Source organism: Actinomadura kijaniata (assembly GCF_014138665.1).
Taxonomy (GTDB): Bacteria; Actinomycetota; Actinomycetes; order Streptosporangiales; family Streptosporangiaceae; genus Spirillospora; species Spirillospora kijaniata.
In genome coordinates this window covers 1-22,846 of sequence record NZ_JACJIA010000006.1, presented here as the reverse complement: position 1 = coordinate 22,846, position 22,846 = coordinate 1, and the positions used below count along the sequence as shown (strand labels likewise).

23 protein-coding genes are annotated in these 22,846 nt (G+C 72.2%); 8 read left to right on the top strand and 15 right to left on the bottom strand.

All coding sequences use genetic code 11. From position 1 onward, the window contains the following. The first annotated feature begins 40 nt into the window (after positions 1-40). Both HNR61_RS22865 and HNR61_RS50040 read left to right on the top strand, forming a co-directional pair. Complete coding sequence (locus tag HNR61_RS22865) at positions 41-598, top strand: hypothetical protein (protein WP_182845252.1); 558 nt, start codon at positions 41-43, stop codon at positions 596-598. Between the two features lie 157 nt (positions 599-755). Next, positions 756-1,727, top strand: a complete 972-nt coding sequence (locus tag HNR61_RS50040; protein ID WP_182845251.1) for a nitroreductase/quinone reductase family protein — start codon at positions 756-758, stop codon at positions 1,725-1,727. A gap of 288 nt (positions 1,728-2,015) precedes the next feature. Here the strand turns inward: HNR61_RS50040 and HNR61_RS22855 are convergent, their stop codons facing one another. Next, a complete protein-coding gene (locus tag HNR61_RS22855; protein ID WP_182845250.1) occupies positions 2,016-2,405 on the bottom strand; it encodes a RidA family protein in 390 nt (129 codons plus the stop codon). Positions 2,406-2,472: 67 nt separating this feature from the next. On the opposite strand from HNR61_RS22855, the gene HNR61_RS22850 reads away from it, so the two are divergent. Together HNR61_RS22850 and HNR61_RS22845 are read left to right on the top strand one after the other, a co-directional pair. Then, entirely contained in the window at positions 2,473-3,150 is a 678-nt protein-coding gene (locus HNR61_RS22850; protein WP_182845249.1) for a CGNR zinc finger domain-containing protein, read from the top strand. A gap of 194 nt (positions 3,151-3,344) precedes the next feature. Next, positions 3,345-3,689: an SRPBCC family protein gene (locus HNR61_RS22845; RefSeq protein ID WP_220509691.1), complete on the top strand. Its 345-nt coding sequence runs from the start codon at positions 3,345-3,347 to the stop codon at positions 3,687-3,689. Between the two features lie 114 nt (positions 3,690-3,803). Here the strand turns inward: HNR61_RS22845 and HNR61_RS22840 are convergent, their stop codons facing one another. The 11 genes from HNR61_RS22840 to HNR61_RS22790 form a co-directional block, all read right to left on the bottom strand. Continuing rightward, entirely contained in the window at positions 3,804-5,036 is a 1,233-nt protein-coding gene (locus tag HNR61_RS22840; protein ID WP_182845247.1) for an enolase C-terminal domain-like protein, read from the bottom strand. Positions 5,037-5,056: 20 nt separating this feature from the next. Continuing rightward, positions 5,057-8,143 (bottom strand): glycoside hydrolase family 38 N-terminal domain-containing protein, encoded by a 3,087-nt coding sequence (locus HNR61_RS22835; protein WP_182845246.1) that lies wholly within the window; start codon positions 8,141-8,143, stop codon positions 5,057-5,059. A 47-nt stretch (positions 8,144-8,190) separates the two neighbouring features. Next, positions 8,191-9,024 carry a carbohydrate ABC transporter permease gene (locus HNR61_RS22830; RefSeq protein ID WP_182845245.1) on the bottom strand — a complete coding sequence of 278 codons (834 nt, stop codon included), beginning with the start codon at positions 9,022-9,024 and terminating at the stop codon, positions 8,191-8,193. Further along, entirely contained in the window at positions 9,024-9,971 is a 948-nt protein-coding gene (locus HNR61_RS22825) for a carbohydrate ABC transporter permease (protein WP_182845244.1), read from the bottom strand. The genes HNR61_RS22830 and HNR61_RS22825 overlap by 1 nt, the downstream gene beginning before the upstream one ends. A gap of 7 nt (positions 9,972-9,978) precedes the next feature. Next, on the bottom strand, positions 9,979-11,268 hold the full coding sequence (locus tag HNR61_RS22820) for an ABC transporter substrate-binding protein (RefSeq protein ID WP_182845243.1): 1,290 nt from the start codon (positions 11,266-11,268) through the stop codon (positions 9,979-9,981). 152 nt (positions 11,269-11,420) lie between these two features. Next, complete coding sequence (locus tag HNR61_RS22815) at positions 11,421-12,140, bottom strand: FadR/GntR family transcriptional regulator (protein ID WP_246443573.1); 720 nt, start codon at positions 12,138-12,140, stop codon at positions 11,421-11,423. 9 nt (positions 12,141-12,149) lie between these two features. Continuing rightward, a complete protein-coding gene (locus tag HNR61_RS22810; protein ID WP_182845242.1) occupies positions 12,150-13,109 on the bottom strand; it encodes an alpha/beta hydrolase in 960 nt (319 codons plus the stop codon). Next, positions 13,109-14,317, bottom strand: coding sequence for a DUF5005 domain-containing protein (locus HNR61_RS22805; RefSeq protein WP_182845241.1), 1,209 nt, complete (start codon positions 14,315-14,317; stop codon positions 13,109-13,111). The genes HNR61_RS22810 and HNR61_RS22805 overlap by 1 nt, the downstream gene beginning before the upstream one ends. 43 nt (positions 14,318-14,360) lie before the next feature. Beyond that, positions 14,361-15,158 carry an SDR family NAD(P)-dependent oxidoreductase gene (locus tag HNR61_RS22800; RefSeq protein WP_182845240.1) on the bottom strand — a complete coding sequence of 266 codons (798 nt, stop codon included), beginning with the start codon at positions 15,156-15,158 and terminating at the stop codon, positions 14,361-14,363. Next, a complete protein-coding gene (locus tag HNR61_RS22795; protein WP_182845239.1) occupies positions 15,155-16,210 on the bottom strand; it encodes an aldose 1-epimerase in 1,056 nt (351 codons plus the stop codon). Before HNR61_RS22795 ends, HNR61_RS22800 begins: the two co-directional genes overlap by 4 nt. 4 nt (positions 16,211-16,214) lie before the next feature. Next, positions 16,215-17,435, bottom strand: coding sequence for a DUF5005 domain-containing protein (locus tag HNR61_RS22790; protein WP_182845238.1), 1,221 nt, complete (start codon positions 17,433-17,435; stop codon positions 16,215-16,217). A gap of 106 nt (positions 17,436-17,541) precedes the next feature. Here HNR61_RS22790 and HNR61_RS22785 point away from each other — a divergent pair, with 106 nt between their 5' ends. After that, on the top strand, positions 17,542-18,501 hold the full coding sequence (locus HNR61_RS22785) for a sugar kinase (RefSeq protein ID WP_220509690.1): 960 nt from the start codon (positions 17,542-17,544) through the stop codon (positions 18,499-18,501). On the opposite strand, the gene HNR61_RS22780 is transcribed toward HNR61_RS22785, so the two are convergent. Both HNR61_RS22780 and HNR61_RS22775 read right to left on the bottom strand, forming a co-directional pair. Then, a complete protein-coding gene (locus tag HNR61_RS22780; RefSeq protein ID WP_182845237.1) occupies positions 18,484-19,245 on the bottom strand; it encodes a phytanoyl-CoA dioxygenase family protein in 762 nt (253 codons plus the stop codon). The genes HNR61_RS22785 and HNR61_RS22780 overlap by 18 nt on opposite strands. Positions 19,246-19,405: 160 nt before the next feature. Beyond that, complete coding sequence (locus HNR61_RS22775; RefSeq protein ID WP_182845236.1) at positions 19,406-19,786, bottom strand: hypothetical protein; 381 nt, start codon at positions 19,784-19,786, stop codon at positions 19,406-19,408. 392 nt (positions 19,787-20,178) lie between these two features. On the opposite strand from HNR61_RS22775, the gene ddaH reads away from it, so the two are divergent. Then, positions 20,179-21,030: a dimethylargininase gene (ddaH, locus tag HNR61_RS22770; RefSeq protein ID WP_182845235.1), complete on the top strand. Its 852-nt coding sequence runs from the start codon at positions 20,179-20,181 to the stop codon at positions 21,028-21,030. Positions 21,031-21,170: 140 nt separating this feature from the next. Continuing rightward, entirely contained in the window at positions 21,171-21,368 is a 198-nt protein-coding gene (locus HNR61_RS22765) for a hypothetical protein (RefSeq protein WP_182845234.1), read from the top strand. 128 nt (positions 21,369-21,496) lie between these two features. Here the strand turns inward: HNR61_RS22765 and HNR61_RS22760 are convergent, their stop codons facing one another. Then, positions 21,497-21,910 (bottom strand): STAS domain-containing protein, encoded by a 414-nt coding sequence (locus HNR61_RS22760; RefSeq protein ID WP_182845233.1) that lies wholly within the window; start codon positions 21,908-21,910, stop codon positions 21,497-21,499. A 363-nt stretch (positions 21,911-22,273) separates the two neighbouring features. On the opposite strand from HNR61_RS22760, the gene HNR61_RS22755 reads away from it, so the two are divergent. Next, positions 22,274-22,594 carry a hypothetical protein gene (locus HNR61_RS22755; RefSeq protein WP_182845232.1) on the top strand — a complete coding sequence of 107 codons (321 nt, stop codon included), beginning with the start codon at positions 22,274-22,276 and terminating at the stop codon, positions 22,592-22,594. The last annotated feature ends 252 nt before the right edge of the window (positions 22,595-22,846 follow it).

Sequence of the window (22,846 nt, the reverse complement as noted above, 5' to 3'; positions counted from 1 at the left end):
CTGGGTCTGCCCGCTGGATTCCCACTTCTTCGGCCAGATCGTGGGAACGCGGGAAGCGCTGCTGCATCTCGGCGCCTGGTTCCGGATGGCGGGGATCAGTCCGCACAGCGTGGTCCACGTGCCGACGGGCGGGCCGCGTCCCCGCGGGGTTCCGTGGTACGGGCCGTCCGAGACCTCGGTGGATCTGGTGGTCATGCGCCGGGACGTCGGGATGCGGGCTTCCGCCTGGCCCGGTGTCCGGCGGAGCCTGCCGGGCGGCCGCCCTGTCACGCTCCGGCCTCCGCAGGCCCGGACGGCCCTGCCCTATGAGCCGCTCCCGCCCGGCACCGACGGCCTGGTGCTGGCGGAGCACGGCCGGACACTGCTGGTCAGCGGTCCGGCGCCGGTGCTGCTGCGCGCCGGGGACGTGATCAGCGCCGTCGGTGAGGCGATCGCGTCCGACAGTCACGTCCACCGGCGGGGATACGCGCACATCGGCGCGCTGACCCCCCTGCTCCGCGAGCCCGGGACGACCAGGCGGGGACTCGAACTGCTCGTGATGGGCGCGGATCCCCGCTTCCACAAGAAGACCCGTCAGCCCGGGACGGATGGCGAGTGAGGACACCGAAGCCGTCGCCGGTCGGCAAGCGCGCTGGACGTTCGGCGGGGTGCAACGGCGGCTCCTCCCCTACCTACCCGCGGCTCCGCTCCCTCAAGGTTGCACAGAGTTAGTTATTCGCATAATGTTATGCGCATAACCATCCTGGGGAGAGACCATGGATTTCGAGCAAGCCGACGCCCTCAACCAAGCCATCCGCCTGCTGAGCCTGCGCCACCGGGCCAGGGCCTCGGCGCTGCTGACCCCGCTCGGCCTGCACCCCGGGCAGGAGGCCCTCCTGCTCGAACTCGCCCGGACCGGCCCGATGATCCAAGCCCAGCTCAGCGAGGCGCTCGGCTGCGAGCCGCCCAGCGTGACGCTCATGACCCGCAAGCTCGAAGCCGCCGGCCACATCCGCCGTTCGCCCGCCCCCTCCGACAAGCGCGCCAGCGTCGTCGAACTCACCGACAGCGGCAAGGCGCTCGCCGACCAGGTCAAGCAGCTGTGGCGCGTTCTGGCGGAGGAGACCGTGACCGGCCTGCCCGCCGACACGGTGGCCGCGCTCCCCCGCATCCTCAAGACCCTGACCGACAACGTCGACACCCGGCGCCCCGGCCAGGACAGCCGGAACGATCCAGCCACGGAAGCGCAGCGGCCCGGGGACATCGACCACAACAGGGTGCTGGCCGGTGACTACGAGCCGAGCGCGTCGGGGTGGGTGCGCGAGCACGTCGAGCAGATCATGCGCACCGGCACGACCGACGGCGTCACGATCAGCGGCCTTCCCGTCGTGCTGATGACCTACCTGGGCGCCAAGACCGGCAAGGTTCGCAAGACACCGTTGATGCGCGTCGAGCACGAGGGGTACTACGCGGCCGTCGCGTCCTTGGGCGGCGCGCCGACCAACCCGCAGTGGTACGCCAGCCTGGTCGCCGAACCGTTCGTCGAGTTGCAGGACGGCACGGTGGTCCGGCGGTACCTGGCCCGTGAGGTGTCCGGGGACGAGAAGGCCCTCTGGTGGCGCCGGGCGGTGGAGGCGTACCCCGCCTATGCCGAGTACCAGCGCAAGACCGACCGCCAGATCCCGGTCTTCGTGCTCGAACCGATCAGCGAGGGCGCACCGGCGGACGGCGACAGCACCGGGAGCTAGCGTCGAGAACCGCCGGATTCGCCGAACAGGCCCCCTCCCCCACGCCGTCCCGGCCGCGCCCGGTGCGCCCCTTCCAGGTGGCGGCTTGGAATGGGTGGCCGAACACCTGGACGAGAGGCCGCTCAGGGGTGACGGGTACACGGTGACGGTCGGCTGGGACGACCTGAAGTACGGCTGCAACGATCTGCTTTGACGTCTCCACCCGGATCACCCCCTCCGACCGGCGCCGTACCCCTCCCGCATTGCGCGCACGGGCCTGTATCCGGTGGACGGTCCCGGCCGGGGATGTCACACGACGGCGACGGCGTCGATCTCGACGAGGCACCCGGCGTTCAGGCCGGCGACGGCGTGGACCGTGATGGCCGGCGGCGGGTCGGCCCGGTTCCACACCTGCTGGAAGGCGGCCGCGCCCTCGTCGAACGAGTGGCCGTCCACCACGGCGATGGTCCAGTGCACGATGTCGGCCAGGCTCGCCCCCTCGCTCTCCAGGATGACCTGGAGGTTGCGCAACGCCTGCAGGGACTGCTCCCCGACCGTGGAGCCGACGACCTTGCCCTCGGCGTCGACGCCGTTCTGCCCGCCGATGTAGATCGTCTTCGTCGGCCGCTCGACCACGACGGCCTGGCTGAAGGCCGGGCTGCGGTGGAGCCCCTCGGGGTTGATGTGCCGTACGCCCATGCGGGCCTCCTCTGATGATGACACCGGTTATAGAGGTGTCGCCTGTGACACCAGTTATAGTGGTTTCATGCGAGCGAGCACAACCGGCCGGACGCTGCGCGACCCCAAAGGCGGGTCGTTCTGGTTCGACGCCGGCGCCGTCTGCCTGGACTTCGCCCACACCGGCGGCGAGGGTCGGTACGCGGTGTTCGAGTCCCTTCACCAACCCGCCGACCTGGGCGAATGGCTGGCCCAGCCGCCGCTGGGCGCGGTCGTGACGGTCCCGGTGACGGCCCGTGAGCTGGCCGCGGCCAAGGCCCTGCGCCAGGCGATCTGGGACGCGGCGCAGGCGCGGGCGGCACGGCGTCCCCTCCCCGCCGAGGCGGTGGCCGCCATCAACCGGGCCGCGGCCATGGCGCCGCTGGTCCCCGAGCTGGTTCCCGAGCCCGCCGCCGAGCCCGCCGCCGAGGTGACCGACGACGGCACGGCCGCCGGGTGGGCGCCGCCGGTGCGGGCCGCGCAGGCGTTGTCGACCCTGGCGCGAGAGATGATCGAGCTGCTGTCCGGGCCGCTGTCCGAACGCATCCGCCAGTGCGCGAGCGACGACTGCCCGCTGGTGTTCGTCGACTCGTCCCGGCCGAACGCCCGGCGCTGGTGCTCGATGGAGCGTTGCGGCAACCGCCACAAGCTCCGGGCGCTCCGTGCCCGGCGGGCCACGGACTCCGGGCCCGGGAAACCCGCGGGTGGACGCCGGCATCCGGAATGATCTTGCGTTGGCCCTCCGCCCTCGCCGCGGCCGGTCTCCGGTAGCCCTCGGTAGCCTCGCAACCATGGTGTTCGCCTCCGCTCGTTTCGATCTCCAGCCGTATGTCGGCTTCGACATGGCTCGTTACGTTCGGCGGACGTACTGCAGCTGGGAGGACTCCGGCTGGCGGTCCCTTCTCGTTCAGCGGTTCGAACATGTCCCCGTCGCCGAGGACATGGAACTGCCGGATCCGCCTTGACGGGCTGGGGATCGCGTTGGGGAAGGGCGTCACCAGGGAGCGGATCACCGCCCTCGACCCCGAACGCCGATTCGCGTACGAGGGCGTGGAAATCCCGCAGATGGCCGACTACCGCGCCGCCGTCGAACTGCACGGACTCCCCGGCGGCGGAACACGGATTCACTGGCACGGCACGTATCGGGCGCGCCGGGGGATGCGCTGGTTCTTCCAGTGGTACCTCCGCCGCTTCATGCAGGCCATGGCGACCGGGCTCGCCGAACACGCCGCCGCCCTGCCCGCTCCGCCGGTCGGCGCTGACTAGCGGAACGAGCCGGTCGGTGGCCGCCGAGGGTGTACCGGCGGCCGCCAAGCGGCGAGCGCGCCCGGATGGGACCGGTCCTTCCTGTCCAGCCGCGTCGGCAGGGCCGCTACCGCCTCACGACAGCGCGTCCAGCGGGACGTCCGGGTCGGCCCAGCGCTGGTTGGGCACCGTGGGGTACCAGCCCTCCCGGCCCGGGTCGCGGTCGTAGGGATAGTCGCCCAGTTCCCGGTACAGCTCGGCGTACGCGGCGAGCTTGCCGCGGTCCAGCCGGACGCCCAGGCCGGGCCCGGACGGCACCGCGATCCGGCCGTCGCGGTACGGCAGCGGCCCGCCCTCGATGACGTCGTCGGCGAGCTGGTGGTAGTGCGCGTCGGCGGCGTAGGTGAGGTTCGGCAGGACCGCCCCCAGGTGCAGCATCGTGGCCAGCTGCACGCCCAGCTCGCCCGAGGAGTGCACCGCCACGCCGATCTGGAAGGTCTCGCACACCCCGGCCGCCTTCACGCACGGCCGGATGCCGCCCCAGAAGGTGGTGTCGAGCAGCACCACGTCCACGCTGCGCCGCAGCACGTTGGCGGCGAGCTGCTCGAAGTTCACCACGACGGTGTTGGTGGCCAGCGGCATCGCGACCCGCTCGCGGACCTGCCGCAACCCCTCCAGCCCCCACACGGGGTCTTCGAGGTAGTCGTTGTTCAGGTCCTCGATCGCCCTGCCGAACCGCACGCCCTCGTCCAGGCTCAGCACGGCGTTGGGGTCGTAGCGCAGCCGGTCCTGAGGGAACGCGACGGCCAGCGCCCGGTAGCACTCCAGCTCGTAGTCGGGGGGAAAGACCCCGCCCTTCAGCTTGTGCACGGTGAACCCGTGCCGTTCCTTGAGGGCCCTGGCGTGCTCGACGAGCTGGCCGGGGGTGCGGACCTCGGCGTGTGCCCCGGAGGCGTACCGGTAGAACAGGTACGAGGCGAACGGCACGCTGTCGCGCACCCGGCCGCCCAGCAGGTCGTGGGCGGGCACGCCCAGGTGCTGCCCGATCAGGTCGATGCAGGCGAACTCGATCGCGGCCAGCAGCTGGGTGCGGTTGTTGTAGAGCGACGCCGTCGGGTTGGCGATCTTGAAGCGCAGGTTCTCCAGCTCGAACGGGTCGTGCCCGCGCAGGTAGCCGGTCAGGGCGGTCACCGCGCGTTCGGCGCTCTGCCCGCCGCCGCCCAGCTCGCCGAGCCCGACCAGCCCGTTGTCGGCCTCGACCTCCACGATCGTGCGCACGAACCGGCCCCAGTGCGCGCCGTTGCTGTGCAGCAGCGGCGCCTCCAGCGGCACCGCCACGGTGGTGGCCCGGATGTCTGTGATCTTCATGGGCGTTGTCCGATCGGTGGTCAGAGCTCGACGGCGACGGCGGCGACCCCGCAGCCGGGCAGCCGGACGGTCATGGCGGCGTCGCGGACCGGCAGCTCGGCCGGGTCGTGCTCCAGGCCGTCGCTGACCCAGGCGCGGCGCGCCCCGGGCACCCGCAGCCCGGTCTCCACCGGGTCGGCGGACAGCGACTGGAGCCGCACCAGCAGGGGGTGGCCGTGCCGGGAGCGGCCGACGGAGGTGACCAGCACGTCCGGGTCGTCCACCGCCAGCAGCACGCCGGAGGCCGGGCCCGGCTCGGGGCCGGTGGCCAGGGTCGCCACGAACGCGTCGGTGAGCCCGGCGGCGGTGATCGCGCCCAGGCGGCGGCCGCCGGTCCCTGCGGAGGAGGAGACCGCGTACCGGAAGGTGGTCTCGCCCTGCTGCTGGGAGGGGAAGTTGGTGTCCCAGATGTTGTTCAGCGCCCACGAGTAGACGGTGGCCGGCTCCTCCTCCAGCGTCGGCGGGAACGGCGCGTACGGCATGTGGATGGAGCCGAACTGCACGAGCGGCGCCTCCAGCGTCGCCCACGCCACCGACAGGTCCGGGTCCTCGAACGCCACCCAGTGCCGGATCGGGCGCATGTGCTCGGCGGATCCCGGCACGCTCGGCACCTCGGTGCCGCCCACCCCGCCGGTCAGCTCCCACGCGCTCGGCGCGCCCCCGGCCGCGAACGGGAAGGAGAAGAACACCGCCTCCTTGGCCGGGGTCGGCTGCTTGGCGAGCTGGTAGCGCAGGTCCAGGCGCGGCACCCCGGCGTACAGCTCGATCGTGGTGCGCACCCAGTCGGTGCCCTTGCCGTGCAGCTCGACCACCAGCCGCTCCCCCGCCGGGGTGCGCTCGGCCCGCACGATGCCGGCGTGGCCGCCGATGGCGCGGTCGCCGAGCAGCGTCTTGTCGTGCACCAGCATGTGCCCGGACATGTGGTTGAAGTGCGGCGCGGTGGCGTACCGGTCGTAGATGTACTGGCCGAAGCCGCCCGCGGCGTCGGGGTTGACCAGCTCGCGCCCGGCGGACTTGTCGAACACCGAGACCAGGTGCCCCTTACGCACGTCGTAGGCCACCCGGTAGTACTCGTTCTCGATGGTGCCGTCCAGGCCGAGGTCCTCCGGCGCGGCCGCCGGGGCGTCGCCGGGCAGCACGTCCAGGCGGACGTGGCCCAGCCCCGGCACGTCGGGCAGCACGGCCTCCAGGTGGCGGCCGATGGGGCGGGTCGGCCACTCGTCGGGGTCGACCTCCCGCTCGTGGTGCGGCACCCGCTCGCCCGTCCGGGCGTCCACCAGGGCGATGGGGACGTCCACCGCGACCACGTCGCGCGGCAGGAAGGCGCGCACCACGTCGGTGCGGGCGGCGGTGCCGGGGTTGACCACGACGAACGAGGCCAGCGCGCCGGGCGCGGGCCCGAACGTCGCGCCGAACCGGTGCGCGCCCGCGTGCAGCAGGTCGGCGGCGTCGTCGTGGGCCTGGTAGGCGAACGAGGACTTGCGTCCCCACTGCAGGCCGCCGGAGTCGCCGGCCTCCTCGGCGTCCTCCCAGGGGTTGGCCGCGCCCCAGGTGTGCTCGTCGAACAGCGCCGCCAGGTCGTAGGCGTCGTCGATCGCCCCGGTGGCGCCGCCGTCCTCGCCCGCGCGCACGTCGGCGAACGCGTGCAGCGTCTCGGCGGCGCGCAGCGTGCTCTGGGCGCGCCGCACGTAGCCCAGCGGGCGGGCCCCGGAGCCGAGGCCGTCGGCCCACCAGTCGGTCCAGTCGCCCTCGTGGGTCTGGAGCCGGTCGCCGTGCTCGCGCTCGACGTGCTCGAAGAACTCGGAGTTGGTGGCCGTGCGCAGCCGCGGGTAGTCCCAGGTCTGGTTCCAGCGGCGGACGATCTGCGCCGGCACGATCGACGGCCCGGCGTTGTCGGCGTGCGCGCCCTGCACCCGCAGGTGGACCGCGTCCAGCACGTCCGGGGCCTTGGCGGCGCCGACCTGGCCGGGCGCGGCGTACCAGCCGAACGTTCCCGGGCCGTAGGGGTAGGGCCGCTCGGCCAGCGCCTCCAGGTAGCGCGGCAGCAGGTCCTCGGCGAGGTCGTAGCCGTCCACCAGGCCGACGGTGTTGCCCTCCATGTAGGCCATGCCGTGCGGGGTGTCGGTGAACCAGACGATCAGTTCGCGGCCGCTGGGGGCGCGCCACCGGAACGGGCGGCCGAGGCCGTCGCCGCCGGTCACGTACGGGACCGACCGCCCGGCCCAGTTGTGCGCGGCCGACAGGTAGCGCACCCCGGCGGCGCTGAGCGCGTCCACGACACCGACGACCGCGCCGGGGATGTCGGTGTGCATCGCCGACCGCACCTGGATGCCGTGCCGTTCGCGCAGGTCGGCGACGTGCCGTAGCTGCCGGTACAGCTCCTCGGCCGAGCACGCCTCGGTGTGCAGCTGCATCGGGAAGGCGGTGACCTCGATCTGCCCGGCCCGGGAACGGTCCACGAACTCGGCGACGGTCGCCTCCGGCCGGGCCTCCAGCCAGCGCAGCGCGGGCAGCGACGACTCCACCGACCAGCGGAACCGCGCGTCGTCGGGCCAGTCGGCGGTCTCCCGGCTCAGCCGCAGCGCCGCGTCCAGGTAGTCCAGGTGGTGGCGCAGCACGACGCCCTGCGGGTCGGTGTAGCCGATGTCCAGATGGGAGTGGTGGACGACGAAGACGTTCCACTTGCGCTGCGGGGTGACCTCCACCTGGGCCGCGCCGACCAGGCCGGTGCCGTCGCGCACCTCCAGGGTGACCCGGAGCGGCGCGTGCACCTCGGGCACCAGCAGGTCGACCTGGCCGTTCCCGCCGGGACGGCCGGCGGCCAGCACCGGACCGTCCGGCTCGCGCAGCGTCAGTTCCACGTCCGGCCCGTGCTCCCCGGACACCGAGAGCCGGACGGCCTGCCGCAGCCGCCCGGCGTCGTCGCGGCGGAACAGGGGCAGCACGGCGGCGCGGACGCTCAGCCCGCGCACCGCCAGCACCTCGGCGGAGGTGTCCTGGCGCAGGGCCTCGCGGATGCCGTCGTAGTCGGGCGAGCCGAGGCTGGCCTGGAGGAGGCGACTCGTCATCGTTACTCGTCGAACCTTTCGGTGCGGGGGCCGGATCTGCGGGAGGGTCAGACCTGGGTGAGCGTGAGACCGCGGGTGAACAGCCGCTGGGTGAGCAGGAACAGCGCCACGGTGGGGACCGAGACCACCAGGCCGGCGGCGAGCGCGACCGGCACCGGGGTCCCGGCGTAGACGTCGGTGGTCAGCGCGGCCAGCCCGGTCATCGCCGGGCGGACGGTCTCGGACTGGGTGAGGGTGAGCCCGAACAGCAGGTCGTTCCAGACGAAGGTGAACTCCAGCACGAACACCGCCGCCAGCGCCGTCCACGACAGCGGCAGGTGGATGCGCCAGAAGATGCCGAAGGTGGAGGCGCCGTCCATCCGGGCGGCCTCGAAGACCGAGATCGCGATGCCGCCGAAGAAGTTGCGCATCACCAGCGCCGCCAGCGGCACGTTGATCGCGGTGTAGACCAGCACCATGCCGAGCCGGCCGTCGTAGAGCCCGAACCGGCTGTAGCCGACGAACAGCGGCACCAGCAGCATCTGCAGCGGGAAGATCGTCCCGCCGAAGATCAGCATGAACCAGGCGAACCCGTGCCGCAGCCGCAGCACGACGATCGCGTACGCGGCCAGCGCTCCGACCAGCACCGCCAGCGCCGGGGAGACCAGGCTGTACAGCAGCGAGCTGAGCAGGCCCTGCTCCAGGTCGGTGCGCTCCCAGACCTCGCCGATGTTGGCGAGCAGCGCGAGGTCGGTCGGCGGCTTGACCGCGTCGTCGGGCCGGTAGCCGTCGGCGGGCCGCAGCGCGTTGGCCACGATGAGGTAGGTGGGGAACAGCCACAGCAGGCCGAGGGCGACCAGAACGGCCCGCCGCAGCGCCCCGGTGGCGCGCGGTGCGCTCATCAGAAGTCCTCCCTGCGGGTCTGCCGGCGCATGTAGGCGTAGGAGGAGAGCCCGGTGACGGTGGTCAGCAGCACCGCGATCGCCGATCCGTAGCCGTACTCGTCGGCGACGAACACGTCCCGGTACATCGTCACCGCCAGGGTCTCGGAGGTGCGGCCGGGACCGCCCTGGGTCATCACCCAGACGATGTCGAAGGTCTTCAGGCTGGCCACCAGCGCCAGGCCGACCACCACCGTGGTCAGCGGGCGCATCAGCGGCCAGATCACGTGCCGGAACAGCCGCCAGCCGGACGCGCCGTCCAGCCGGGCCGCCTCGATCGGCGCCCGCGGGATCGACTGGAGGCCGACCACGAACAGCAGCATGTTGACGCCGAGCTGCTGCCAGGTCCACACCACGATCATGGCCAGGGTGTTCTCCGGCCCGTCGTTGAGGAAGGCCGTCTCGCCGCCCGGCATCCCGAGGAATCCCAGCACCTTGTTGGCCACGCCGTCGGGCTGGAGGATGAAGCCCCACACCAGGCCGAGGCCCGCGCCCGACATCGCGTAGGGCAGCAGGAACGGCAGCCGGTACCAGCCGCCGCCCCTGATGTCGTAGGACAGCACCGCCACCAGCAGGCCCAGGCCGACCGGCAGGACCGTGGTGCCCAGCACCCACAGCAGGGTGTTGCGGATCGAGGTGAGCATCGCCGGGTCGTCCAGCAGCCGGGTGTAGTTCTCCAGGCCGGTGAACACCGGCGAGCCGAGCCCGTCGTAGCGGGTCATGCTCAGGTAGACCGTCCACAGGAACGGCAGGTAGAGCAGGACGGCCACGACCAGCACGGCCGGCGAGAGGTAGCCGAAGCGGAACCGGCCGAACAGCCGGAATCCGGTGCCGCGCGGCGCGCGGCGAGGGGAGTCCCCGCCCCCGGCGGCGGACCGGGGGCGGGGAAGGGTCTCGTGGGCGCTCATGACCGGGTCAGCTTCCGCTTCCCTGGGTCTTCCAGTACTGGTCGTTGGCCTTCTGGATGTCCTGGAGCACCTTCATGTAGGTGCCGGGCTTGACCAGGAAGCCGCTGAGGCCGTCCAGCACGGCGGTCAGCACCGGCGCCGGGGCGGCCTCGAAGTAGCGCAGCGCCAGCCGGTACCGGTCGGACGCGGCCTCCTTGGTGATCGCGCCCAGTTCCGGGTCGGCGGCCCTGACCTTGGGGTTGCCCGACACGTCGCCGCGCGAGTTGGCCCAGGTCCCCTGCGCCTTGGGGGTGATCCACCACTTGAGGAACCTCGTGCTGGCCTCGGGGTCGGGCGCCTTGCGCAGCGAGCACAGCGGGCCGCTCTCGAAGATCAGCGAGGTCTTGGGCAGCGACGGCTCGACGTTGGGCACGAAGAAGAACCCGTAGTCGGTGCCCTGCTTCAGCCCGCGCTGGGTCATGCTGGTGTTGAACCAGGTGCCCGACATGACCATGGCGGCCTTGCCGGACTTGAAGTGGTCGGCGGGGTCGGCCTTGTCGCCGGGCTCGCTGAAGTAGCCGCCCTCGATCAGGCCCTTCCAGCGTTCCATCACCTTGACCACGCCGGGGTCGGTGTAGGACGCCTTGCCGGTGTTCAGCCGCTCGTACAGGTCGGGGTCGGTGCCGGCCAGCAGCTGCCCGAACCAGACGAACGAGAACAGCGAGGTCGGGGTGGTGTGGTGGAAGGGCACCTGCCCCTTGCCCTTCAGGGTGTCGGCGACCTTCATCAGCTCGGCCCAGGTCGTGGGCGGCTTCAGCCGGTGCTCGGCGAAGATCTTCTTGTTGTAGAACATGCCCCAGTAGGCGGTGTTCAGCGGCACGCAGTACTGCTTGCCGTCGATGGTGTAGTAGTCCTGCAACGACCGGGGCAGGTCGCCGCTGCCGACGGCCTCCCGCCAGATCGCCGAGGTGTCGGCCACCTGGTTCTGCTTGACGATCTCGCGGAGCCGGCCGCCGGTGGTCCAGGTGAACAGGTCCGGCTTGACCTTGGTGCGGAACGAGGCCTTGATGAAGGCGGTGTAGGACGGCTCGTCGGTGTAGCCCACCGGCTTCATGCCGAGCCCGATCTCCTGCTTGGACAGCGTCCCCATCTCGTAGAAGTACTTCGACCAGGCCCCCTTGTCGTTGTAGAGCTTGATCTCGGTCTTCTTCCCGGCCGAGTCCCCGCCCGAGTCGCCGCCCGAGGAGCAGCCCGCCAGCGCGAGCAGTACGGCGGCGGCGGAGAGCGCGGTGACCCGCGAAGGCATCGTCGGCTTCATGGAGGGGCCTCCTTGGAAGGAGTGGGGGTGGGTGCCCTTGGAGGAGTGGGATCGGAGTCGGAGGGACGGTTCGGGGAGGGTGCGAGGGGTCGCCGGCAGGGCCGCCGGAGGGGGTGCGGGCGGCGGTGGCAGGCGGTAGTGGCGGGCGGCGGTCAGTCCAGGCGCTTCTCTATGACGCGTTTGACGTCGGTGAGATGCGTCCGCATCAGCTCCTCGGCGGCCCGGGCGTCGCCGTCCTCGATGGCCGCCAGGATCGCCAGGTGCTCCTCGTGGTCGCGGACGCGGTCGTCGAACAGCCGCAGGATCTCCCGCTGCTCGGTGGCGTGCAGCGACAGCAGCGAGGCGATGACCTCGTCCAGCACGTCGTTGCCGGCCGCGTGCGCGGCGGCGCGGTGGAAGGTCATGTTGATCTGGTTCAGCTCGGCGTCCTCGCCGCGCAGGTGCTGCCCGGCCTGCTCCAGGATCGACCGGAGCCGGGCCAGGTCCGCCGGGTCGGCCCGGCGGGCGGCCATCGCCGCCAGCGGCGGCTCGATCAGCAGCCGCGCGTCCAGCAGTTGCAGCAGCTGGCCGCCGGCCAGCCGCCGCACGTTCGGGTTGGGGATGACCACCCGCTCCAGCCCGGCGCCCACGTAGACGCCCGAGCCGTGCCGCATGCGCACCGCGCCGGTGGCCTCCAGCCGCCGCAGCGCCTCGCGCAGCGTCGGGGCGGTCACCGCGAACCGCTCGGCCAGCTCGCGCACCGAGGGGAGCCGGTCCCCGGCGCGCAGGCCGTCGGACCGGATCAGCTCCAGCACGCGCTCGGTCAGCGCGTCCGACAGGCTCGGCCGGGTCAGGTCCTGGGTCATCGCCACCTCGTTCAGCAAAGTAGTCAAGTCATCTAATCACTTGCCGTCGGGGCTGTCCAGAGCCCGGTGCAGGGCCCGGCGCAGCGCCCGGTGCTGGCCGGCGACCGCGTGGCGGGCCACCTCGGCGGAGGTGACCCCGTCGAAGCCGTGGTAGACGCCCGGCACGTGGTGCAGCTCGGTCGGGACGCCCGTCTCGATGAGCCGCCGCGCGTAGCCCAGGGCCTCGTCGCGCAGCGGGTCGATCTCGGCGACCAGGAGGTAGGCGGGCGGCAGCCCGGCCAGGTCCGCCGCGCGGGCCGGGGCGGCGTACACCGGCGCGGCGGCGCGTCCGGGGCCGGGCCCGGAGCCCAGGTAGTGCCGCCACATGTGCTCCACGTCGGTCCGGTTGAACAGCGGCGGTTCGGTGTAGGCGCGCATCGACGGGGTGTCCATGCGGTCGTCCAGGACGGGGTAGAGCAGGAACTGGAACACCAGCGGCGGCCCCGCCCCGTCCCGGGCGCGCAGCGCGACCCCGGCGGCCAGCGCCCCGCCCGCGCTGCCGCCGCCGACCGCCACCCGTTCGGGGTCGCCGCCGAGCCGCGCCGCGTTCTCCCAGGCCCACGCGGTCGCGGCGTGACAGTCGTCGAACGCCGCCGGGAAGGGGTGCTCGGGGGCCAGCCGGTAGTCCACCGACACCACCAGCGCCCCGGCCTCGGCGGCGAAGCCGAGGCAGCGCTCCTGCTCGTTGTCCAGGTCCCCGGTGCAGAAGCCGCCGCCGTGGAAGTAGACCAGCACCGGCAGGGGCCCCGGCGCGTTCCGGGGCCGGTAGAGGCGGACGGGCACCGGCGGCGCGCCCGGCGGGCCGGGGATCTCCCGGTCGGCGACCTCGACGTGCCCGGGGGCTTCGGGCACGCCGAGGAACGCCACCAGCTCGCGCATCGCGGCGCGGGCCCTGACCGGGTCGGCCAGGCCGACGTGGGGCATGTCCGGCAGCGCGGCGGCGAGCTGGGGGTCCATCAGCCGCTGACCGGAACGTCGATGAAGCGGGGGCGGTAGATGGTGACGTCGCGGTAGACGTCCTTCTGCGCGTTCGGCTGGTCGTCGAGACTGTTGACGTTGTAGGACACCACCAGCTTGCCGGAGGAGCTCAGCGACGCGTGGGCGTGCGCGTTGTAGGTGTAGACGTCGGGGTCGCCGTAGCTTCCCCACGGGCCGCCCTCGGGGGTGTTGTAGACGGTGCGCTCGTCGGTGAACGCCCCCGCGGGCGAGCACGACAGGTAGGTGTCGATCTCACCGCTGAACGCCTGCTTGGTGTCCTGGGTGAGCAGGATGTAGAAGTTGCCGCGCCTGGTGACGCTCAGCTCGTTGGAGACCCCGCTCATGACCCGGATCGAGTCGGTCTCGTTCTTCGACCACAGCCCGTTCGAGGCCAGGTACTCCCAGGTGCCGGCGAGGTCGGTGCCCTCGACCCGGGCGACGCGCAGGTACTTGGTCGCGCCGCGGTCCTCGGTGCCGTAGATGTAGGTCTTGCCGCCGTCCTTCAGCAGCGCCGAGCCCCACATCGTGCCGGTCGCCGACGGCAGCGGCGTCACGCTGGTCGGCGCCTTCAGGTTGCTGGTGGAGAACTTGGCGAGGACGTTGCGCTCCCACGCGATGTCCCAGGCGTTCGTCCCGGTCTTGACGTACTCGCGGTAGGGCTGCTGGAGCTGGGTGCCGTTCATGGTCATGTCGCCCGCCCAGTACAGGTGCTTGTCGTCGCGCGGCGGCAGCACCGCGGTCGGGGCGGTGGCGGTGCCGCCGTGCGCGGTGGTCAGGGCGCCGGTGGTGGACTGGACGACGAAGGTGTTGTTGACGAACGGGGTGTCGCCGCCCTCGATGGGCACCGGCGGGCGCGAGGGCGGGGAGCCCGCGTTCACCTTGCCGAGGAAGGTGTCGGAGAACCCGAACACGACGCGGCCGTCGGGCAGCCTCACCGAGTAGGTGCTGTCGGCGCCCGTCCAGTCGTCGAGCAGGGCGTTGCTGTTGCCGTAGTTGTTGAACCTGGAGTTGAGCGTCGAGTTCTGCTGGGCGGGGCCGAACGTGGGCGCGGCGCTGCCGCCGCACACCAGCGCGGCGGCGGCCCCGGCCTGGGCCGGGACGGCGGCGACCCCGGCCGCCAGCAGGGCCGAGACGAGGACGGTACGGGCGGTACGGACGGCGCGGACGGATCGGGGGGATCGGTGCATCGGGACCTCCTGGACGGGGACTGCTGGACGGTCACTGCGGGCATCAGGTCTCGGGGAGCGCGGCGGGGTTGCGGGCGAGCAGGCCGCCGTCCACCCGGTGCTCGGCTCCGGTGACGAACGACGAGCGGGGCCCGGCGAGGAAGGCGACCACCTCGGCGACCTCGGCGGCCCGCGCCACCCGGCCGAGCGGGTGCGCGCGTCCCCACTCGGCGATCTGCTCCTCCCGCGGCGTCTGGCCGCGGAACAGGTCGGCGGCCCAGCGCAGCATCGGCGTCTCCACCGAGCCGGGGCACACCACGTTGGCGCGGATGCCGTCGGCGGCGTGGTCGAGCGCGATGGCGCGGGTGAGCCCGTTGATGGCGGCCTTGCTGGCGGTGTAGGCGGCCACGCCCCGCTGGGAGGCGAACGCCTGCACCGAGGAGACGGTCACGATCGTGCCGCCGCCCCGGGCGCGCAGCGCGGGCACCGCCGCCCTGCAGGCCAGGAAGACGCCCTTGAGGTTGACCGACAGGACCTCGTCCCACAGCTCCTCGGAGGTGTCCTCGACGGTGCCGTAACGCTGGACGCCGGCGGAGGTGACCAGGGTGTCCAGGCCGCCGTGCCGCTCGACCGCCAGGGCGACCAGGTCCCGCATCGCGGCGGCGTCGGTGACGTCGGCGACCACGCCGGTGACGCGGTGGCCGCGTTCGCGGGACTCCTCCTCGGCGGCGCGCACGGCGTCGTCCTCGACGCCGCAGAACACCACCTCGGCCCCGTCGGCGGCCAGCCGCTCCACCACCGCGCGGCCGATGCCGAGCGATCCGCCGGTCACCACCGCGACCTTGCCGTCGAACTCCCTCATCCGGTCTCCTCGTCGTCGATGACGTTCGCGCTGAGCCACAGGGCCCGTTCGCCGTGCGGCTCCAAGGTGAGGGCCGTCCCGTTCCGCGCCGCCCCGGCCAGGCCGTCGGTGGGCAGACCCGCGAACGGCTCCAGCCCCACCACGTACGCCTGGCCCCACCAGGGGTAGTCGCGGGAGGCGCCGAGCTCCTGCCACATCCACAGGTGCGGCAGGACCGACGCGTCCCAGCGGACTCCCAGGCCGACGCGGCGCGCCGGGTCGGTGACCTCGTAGCGCCCGGTCGGCAGGCCGGTGAGGTAGACCATCTCGCTGGGCTCCTCGTAACCGGGCACCACGCTGAGGTCCACCTCGCCGCCCCCGTCGGCGGGGACGACCGGCCACCGGTGCGGGCCGCCCGCGCGCACGCGGCGGCCGCCGGGGCCGACCGGGGTGTCGTGCGGGATCACCTCGGCTCCGCCGGGCAGCGTGATGCGGTGCCCCGGCCGCAGGAACGGCGCGCCGAAGACGATGTGGTGGCCCCACATCACCTCCAGCGCGACCCCGGACTCGTTGGTCAGCTCCTCCTCGACCAGCAGTTCGGGCGAACCGCACAGCAGGCGGAAGGTCTTGGCCACCCGCAGCGGAAACCGCCGGGCCCGCACGGTCAGCCGCACCGCGACCTCCCCGGGCTCGTCGGCGACGATCCGCACGTCCCAGGGCAGCCCGGCGACCTCGCCGTGCTGGGCGAGGGCCGCGCCCCGGTGCGCGCCCGGCGCGCCGCCGTTGGGCAGGACCTCCTGCCAGCCGCCCTGGTAGTGGTCGTGGAAGGCCGCGACGTCGTCGGCCGCGCCACCGGCGACGTCGCGCGGGTCGCGGGCGCCGCCGGGGGCCAGCCAGACGAAGTCCAGGTCGCGCCGCTTGTACAGCAGCTCCACCACGTCGCCGCCCTTGCCCGCCAGGACGGTGACGCGCAGCAGTTCGTTCTCTAGGACCACCGCGCGCATCCCCCACCAGAGGGTCTCGTGCAGGCGGGCGCCCCAGTTGCGGGCCGGGCGGTGGCGGGTGTGCGTCATCGCCCTATCCGAATCGCACGTCGACGAAGCGCGGACGGTAGATGCTGGTGTCCCGGTAGTGGTCGGTGTTGACGAGGCTGTTGACGTTGTAGGACACCACGATCCGGCCGCCCCTGCTCAGCTCGGGGTGGGCGTGCGCGTTGTAGGTGAAGACGTTGGGGTTGCCGTAACTGCCCGCCGCCCCGGTCTCGGGGGTGGTGTAGACGGTGGTCTTGCCGGTGAACGGCCCGCGCGGCGAGCAGGAGAAGTAGGCGACGATGCGGGTGCTGAACAGCTCGGTGGTGTCCTGGGTGATGAGCACGTAGCCGGGTCCGAGCCTGCTGACGCTGTACTCGTTGGCGACGCCGCTCATGACGCGCGCCGAGTCGGCCTCGCGGCGCGACCAGGAGCCGTCGGCGGCGGCGTACTCCCACCGGCCGGTCAGGCTGGTCCCCTTCACCCGGGCCAGGTGCATGTACTTGGTGCCCCCCAGGTCCTCCACGCCGTAGACGTAGATGTGGCCGCCGGCGCGTTCGAGCCAGGACGCCCAGGAGATCCCCCGGGACGACGGCAGCGGCGTCACGCTGAACGGCTTGCCGAGGCGGCCGGGCTTGAAGCGGGCCAGCACGTTGCGGGACCAGCGCCAGTCCCAGGCGCCGGTGCCGAACCGCTCGTACTCCTGGTAGGTGACCTGGACGACGCCGCCGGCGGTCACCGCGTCCCCGGCCCAGTACCAGTGCTTGGAGTCGCGCGGCGGCATGACGGCCGCCGGCTTCCCGGCCGTGCCGCCGGTGACGGTGGTGAGCCGCTCGCCGTCCTTGACCACGAAGGTGTTGTTGAGGAACGGCGTGGTGCCGCCCTCCTCGATGACCGGGGACCGCGACCCGTCGGCGTTCACCTTGCCGAGGAAGGTGTCGGAGAAGACGAAGGCGAGCCGCCCGTCCGGCAGCGTGGTGGAGTAGGTGCCGTCGGCGCCGGTCCAGTCGTCGGTCCGCCGGTTGTCGGTGCCGTACCTGGTGAACAGGCCGTTGAGCTCGGCGTTGGGCCCCGAGCCCCGGAAGGCCGGGAGGGGCTTGCCCGCGCACTTTCGCGGCGCGGGCGCGTTCCGCTGGTCCGTGGCTGCCGCGGGGGCCGCGCCCGGCCGGGGCGGGGCGGCCTGGGCCGCGGGCGCGGCGAGCGCGGCCGAGGACAGGACGAGGGACAGGGCGCCGGCCGCCAGGCCGCTCCGAAGGGGTCTTCTCCGCACGGGCACCTCCTGTGCACGATGGGACGGGGGTGACCGATGTGAGACGATCACCCGCCTAGAAGTCTGGTCATTAGATGACTTGCTGTCTAGATGTATCGTCGGCGCTGTGGATTTTCTGACGGGACGCCCCCCGGCCCGCGTGGCGATGATCGGCGAGTGCATGGTCGAGCTGCGCCACCTGTCGCCCGACCGGCTGGCCCTCGGCTACGCGGGCGACGTGTTCAACACCGCGGCCTACCTGGCGCGCGCGGCCGCCCCGGGCGCGGTCGACGTGCAGTTCGTGACGGTGACCGGCGACGACCCCTACAGCACCGCGATGCGCGGGCGCTGGCGCGACTACGGCGTGGGCGACGCCCTGGCCCGCGTGCTGCCCGGCCGCCGGTGCGGGCTGTACCTGATCCGCACCGACGAGCACGGCGAGCGCACCTTCCAGCACTACCGGGGCGAGTCGGCGGCGCGCGAGCTGTTCGGCCCCGGCCAGCCCGCCGCGGTCGACGAGGCGATCGCCGGCCACGACGTGGTGTACCTGTCGGGGATCACCCTGTCGATCCTCACCGGCCCGGCCCGCGTCCGCCTGCTGGAGACCCTCGCCGAGACCCGGCGGCGCGGCGGCCGGGTCGTCTACGACGGCAACCACCGTCCCAGCGGCTGGCCCTCCCCCGCCGCCGCGCGCCGCGCCGCCGAGCAGGTGCTCGCGCACACCGACCTGGCGCTGCCGACGCTGGACGACGAACGCCAGGTGCACGGCGACCGGGACGCCATGGCGTGCGTGGAGCGGCTGCACGCCGCCGGCGTCGGCGAGGTGGCGGTGAAACTCGGCGCCGACGGCTGCCTGGTCTCCGACGGCCGGACCGCGCGGGCGGTGCCGGCGGTGCCCGGCGTGCGCGTCGTCGACACCACCTCCGCGGGCGACGCCTTCAACGGCGCCTACCTGGCCGTCCGGCTGGCCGGCGGCGCACCGCGCGCCGCGGCCGAGGCCGGCTGCCGCCTGGCCGCCGAGGTCGTCGGCAGCCCCGGCGCGCTGCTGCCGCCGCTCCCCTGCCCGGAGTCAGATCCAGCGCTCTGACCCGGCGAACGGGAAGTGCTCCCCCTCCCGGTAGCGGGGCCGTTCCCGGTAGAGGTTGACGCCGGGCTCGCCGCGCAGCAGCAGCGCGCTGGGGAACGGCTGCGGCTCGGCGGTGATCCGGGTCGAGGTCGGGATGTAGCGGATCGTCAGGCCGCAGCGCCGGTGCGGCGAGGTGTTGGCGTTGCTGCCGTGCATGATGTTCGGGTGGTGGACCTCCACGTCGCCGGGTTCCAGGACCATGTCCACCGCGCGCGACTCGTCCACGGCCACGTCGCTCTCCACGCCGAACACCGCGTCCCGCCCCGCACGCTCCCGCACGCCGTGCAGACCCTGCCGGTGGCTGCCGGGGATGACGCGCAGGCAGCCGTTCTCGGGCGTCGAGCGGTCCACCGCCAGCCAGAGGGTGACCACCCGCATCGGATCCAGCGGCCAGAACGCGCCGTCCTGATGCCACAGCACGGCCTTGCCGGTGTACGGCGGCTTGGCGATGTAGTGCGAGGCGAACAGCGCGATGTCGGGCCCGACGAACAGCTGCGCGATGTCCAGCAGCCGGTCGTCGGAGACCAGCCGCACCCAGAACGGGTCGGCGGCCACCAGCTCGGTGGACAGGTCCTCGCCGCTGCGACCGGGGTGGTGCTCCTGGAGCCAGCGGACGTGCGCGTCGGCCTCGGCGACCAGGTCGGCGTCCAGCACGTTGCGGAAGATCGCGTACCCGTCGGTCTCGTACTTCTCCATGACATCCATGCCGCCGAATATCTAGACATCAAGTGATTTAGTCAATAGTTCGGAGCAGACCAAAACCACGACGTGAGCGAAGCCGGAGCCGACACCACGAGCCCCACCGCGCTCTAGCGGCCACACGGCATGCCCCACAGGGCTGTGCGGCGGCAGCGCTCCAGGCGGCTCAGCGGACCGCGAGCGCGGCACTCACCTGACGGTCCGCATGCATGCGGGAAGAGCCCAGCTCCTCGGGAGGGAGCGGCTGAGCCGGAGTGTCGTTGATGATCAATTCGCTCGTCTTGTGCCGCTGGAGAAAGTATCCGAACGCCGTGCAGTGGGGCGAGGGGTATCCCAGGCGGGCGACCTGTCCGGCGAGTTCGGCGTGGCAGCTTCGGATGGCGTTCTGACGGCCCGAGTCGATCGCGCCGCCACCGTGCAGGTAGGTCGAAACACATCCGGCCACGGTCGTGTCAAGGCGAACGAGCTCCCCCTCGACTTCGCCCGGGACCTCGGGGAAGGGCTCGTCGAGGCGCGACGCCCACAGGCGGCCGACCTCGTGGAACATCGCCTCGTGCGCGTCGGGACCAGGCCACCTCCAGGCGGTCCGAAGCCCGGGTCAACGCCTCTTCGTCGGTTCTCAGGTCACCGGCCAGGCTCAGGTAGGACCAGGTCCCGTTGGAACCGATCGGGCAGTAGCGCTCGACAGCGCCCCTCAGCGAAAGGTAACGCGCCCCATGAGAAAGACCGCTGTCACGTACATATCTGGCATAGGTCCCGGAAGTCGTGCTCCGATCATTCCTGAGCGCGGACATGCGAGGCGGCGGCGTTGAGCTCGTCGCAGGAGGAGTCGGCGCGAACCGCGGGCGACTGGAGGCCGGGCAGGGTGGCGTGCGGGAGGTCTCGTTCAGCGGCCGGAGAATCGGGAAGGGGCCCCTCTGGAACAACAGGGGGGAAATCATGGATCGTTCCGGGATCAGGCACACCGGCCGGCGGCACCTGGTGATGTGCCCGCCCGAGTACTACGAGATCACCGGCGACAACCCGTGGACGCCGCCGGACGCCAAGACCGACCGGGCCGCCGCCATGGAGGAGTGGGAGCGGCTGCGCGGGATCTACCTGGATCTGGGGCACCAGGTTCATGTGATCGAGCCGCGCCCGGAGCTGACGCAGATGACGTTCGCCGCCAACGGGGCCCTGGCCGTCGACGGCAAGGCGTTCATCGCCCGCCCGCACAGCCAGGAGCGCGCCGGGGAGGGGCCCGCGCACGCCGAGTGGTTCCGGCAGCGGGGCTATGACGTCAAGGTGTCGCGGGCACGCAGCGAGGGGGAGGGCGACTTCCTGGTCACCGAGCGGTTCGTGCTGGCCGGGACCGGTTTCCGCACCGACCAGCCCGCCCACTTCGAGGCGCAGGAGTTCCTCTCCCGGCCCGTGCTGAGCCTCCAGCTGGTCCACGAGAAGTTCTACCACCTGGACACCGCCGTCTGCGTGCTGGACGAGCGCACCATCGCCTACTACCCGGGGGCGTTCTCGTCCGGAAGCCGGCGGCTGCTGGAGCGCGTGTTCCCCGACGCGGTCATCGCCACCGACGACGACGCCGACGAGCTGGGGCTGAACGCCGTGTCCGACGGCAGGAACGTGGTGTTGCACAGCTCGGCCCGCCATCTGGCCGACGCGCTCGCCGAACGCGGCTACCACCCGATCGGCATCGACATGCCCCAGCTCCAGATGGGCGGCGGTGGCCCCAAGTGCTGCACCATGGGCCTGTACGGAGAGCCGCCGGAAACCATTGACGCGGCCGGTTCTCAGTGAGCCTCTTCCGAAGGGAAGGTTCGCCCTGGGGCCGAGACTTGCCTGATCGTGAGGCCTAAACGTTATCCAGGGAACGCATGAGGCAGGTGCTCGCGGGCAGACAAGGGCTCGAACGTAAGCGTGAGCCGGGGGTGACGGGAATGCAGAACGCTGCCGCGAATCTCGATGTGTACGACCCGCCGGCCTCTCCCCCGACATGGTCCGGCAAGCCCGCCGGGAACCTCACCGCGGCGGAGGCACTCGACGTGCTGGTCTACATGGAGGCCAACCGGCTGGGCGACGAGACGTTGGCGCAGGTCCTGGCGGGCATCCTGGTCAGCCGTTCCACTTCCTGCTGAGATCGCCGAGACCTCCATCGCCGCAGACGTGCGGAAGACCGCTCCGCTGCGGGCGGTGATGCTCGTCGTCGAGAGCGGAACGAGAACGAACGCGCCTCGCGTGCGTGGTGAGAGTGGTGAGCCGCTGCTCAGCCGGCCACGGCGGTGGGCGCGTCCGGCTCCGATCCGGGCTGGGCGCGGGGCATGTCGTCGGCACCGGAGGCGGCGGTGACGGCGGGCAGGCTGTCGCGCACGGGAAGGAAACGGTCTAGCCCGGTGATGGTCAGGAGCGAGGCCACGCGTCCGGTCGGGTGCAGCAGCAACAGGTTCCCTCCGCCGGCCTGCAGGCGTTTCCACCAGCGGATCAGCACGTTCAGGCCGGAGGAGTCGGCGAAGCTCAACCCGGACAGCTCCAGCGCCACCCACGTCACCGCGACCCGACCCGTCACCGGAGTGGTGGCCTGCGACAGTTCGTCCTCCAGGATCGGCGCGGTGGCGATGTCCAGCTCTCCAGCGACCTCGATCACCAGCCAGCCGCCCCGCCGCACCGAACGGGTCTGCAATGCCGGTCCTTGCACTCCCATCGCCAACCCACCTGCTTTTCTCTCTCCCAAGTCTGGGAGGACTCTACTGGCAGCGGCGCCGCCCGTCACGGCCTGTTGCGCCATCGAACGCTGTGAAACAGAGGCTCGGAAGACTCCGGGTCTGCTGGGCGAATCGTTCCGCTCAGCCCACCGAGCCGACGGTCGCGGACGTCCACGCCGGGTGACGGCGCGACGGGAAGGGACGCAAGCGCCACGGATCTCGCCCCAGGAGTCCATGTCACGCGACATACACATCCACAGCCGGTAGTGAGAACATCACGCCACGGGGCCGCCTCCCGCTGGCGGTCCTCCGCCGCCCCCTGATGAATCCGCACTGCCGCCATGACCTGTCCCCCACCCTTTCCGCCGCTCAGCGACCCTCCGGATCCGCCGCCGGAGCGCCCCTGGCTGTACCAGGTCGTGTGCCTGGAGACCGCCGACGCGCATCCGGCGCCGCACCCGCTCAGCCCCCGCTTCCGCAACCGCACGGTCGCGTGCCGCTGGTTGGGCAACTACCTGGCCTACTCGGCCGACAACCTGGAACACGACGGAGCCCTCGCCCAGGCCGCCGCTTTCCGCGGCGCCGCCGAGAGCGCCCGCGCCAACGGGTGGGCCGACATCGGCACCGTCCACTACCAGGTCTTACCGATACCCGCCTGGTGACGTCCCCCGCGACCACTCGATGCGATCACGATGGGGTCAGGAGGAGTGGGCCCGGCAGCCGAGCGCCGGCCCGAGCGCCGCCGCTTGTCTGGGCGGGCGGTGCTCGGGCCGGTCGTCGTCCGTTTCCTAGATGTCGTCCACGTTCATCGCGCCCTCGTTGGGGCGGCGGGAGAGGTCGATGCCGAGCTCTTCCGCCGCGCGGAAGACGTCCTCGTCGGTGTCGCGCATCTCGATGGACATGCCGTCGCTGGA

Bases quoted from the DNA above. Each gene is read 5' to 3' on its own strand.
- HNR61_RS50040 (WP_182845251.1), top strand. From the start codon at position 756: ATGGATTTCGAGCAAGCCGACGCCCTCAACCAAGCCATCCGCCTGCTG.
- HNR61_RS22855 (WP_182845250.1), bottom strand. From the start codon at position 2,405: ATGGGCGTACGGCACATCAACCCCGAGGGGCTCCACCGCAGCCCGGCC.
- HNR61_RS22850 (WP_182845249.1), top strand. From the start codon at position 2,473: ATGCGAGCGAGCACAACCGGCCGGACGCTGCGCGACCCCAAAGGCGGG.
- HNR61_RS22845 (WP_220509691.1), top strand. From the start codon at position 3,345: ATGTCCCCGTCGCCGAGGACATGGAACTGCCGGATCCGCCTTGACGGG.
- HNR61_RS22840 (WP_182845247.1), bottom strand. From the start codon at position 5,036: ATGAAGATCACAGACATCCGGGCCACCACCGTGGCGGTGCCGCTGGAG.
- HNR61_RS22835 (WP_182845246.1), bottom strand. From the start codon at position 8,143: ATGACGAGTCGCCTCCTCCAGGCCAGCCTCGGCTCGCCCGACTACGAC.
- HNR61_RS22830 (WP_182845245.1), bottom strand. From the start codon at position 9,024: ATGAGCGCACCGCGCGCCACCGGGGCGCTGCGGCGGGCCGTTCTGGTC.
- HNR61_RS22825 (WP_182845244.1), bottom strand. From the start codon at position 9,971: ATGAGCGCCCACGAGACCCTTCCCCGCCCCCGGTCCGCCGCCGGGGGC.
- HNR61_RS22820 (WP_182845243.1), bottom strand. From the start codon at position 11,268: ATGAAGCCGACGATGCCTTCGCGGGTCACCGCGCTCTCCGCCGCCGCC.
- HNR61_RS22810 (WP_182845242.1), bottom strand. From the start codon at position 13,109: ATGGACCCCCAGCTCGCCGCCGCGCTGCCGGACATGCCCCACGTCGGC.
- HNR61_RS22805 (WP_182845241.1), bottom strand. From the start codon at position 14,317: ATGCACCGATCCCCCCGATCCGTCCGCGCCGTCCGTACCGCCCGTACC.
- HNR61_RS22800 (WP_182845240.1), bottom strand. From the start codon at position 15,158: ATGAGGGAGTTCGACGGCAAGGTCGCGGTGGTGACCGGCGGATCGCTC.
- HNR61_RS22795 (WP_182845239.1), bottom strand. From the start codon at position 16,210: ATGACGCACACCCGCCACCGCCCGGCCCGCAACTGGGGCGCCCGCCTG.
- HNR61_RS22780 (WP_182845237.1), bottom strand. From the start codon at position 19,245: ATGGATGTCATGGAGAAGTACGAGACCGACGGGTACGCGATCTTCCGC.
- HNR61_RS22775 (WP_182845236.1), bottom strand. From the start codon at position 19,786: ATGTTCCACGAGGTCGGCCGCCTGTGGGCGTCGCGCCTCGACGAGCCC.
- ddaH (WP_182845235.1), top strand. From the start codon at position 20,179: ATGGATCGTTCCGGGATCAGGCACACCGGCCGGCGGCACCTGGTGATG.
- HNR61_RS22765 (WP_182845234.1), top strand. From the start codon at position 21,171: ATGCAGAACGCTGCCGCGAATCTCGATGTGTACGACCCGCCGGCCTCT.
- HNR61_RS22755 (WP_182845232.1), top strand. From the start codon at position 22,274: ATGACCTGTCCCCCACCCTTTCCGCCGCTCAGCGACCCTCCGGATCCG.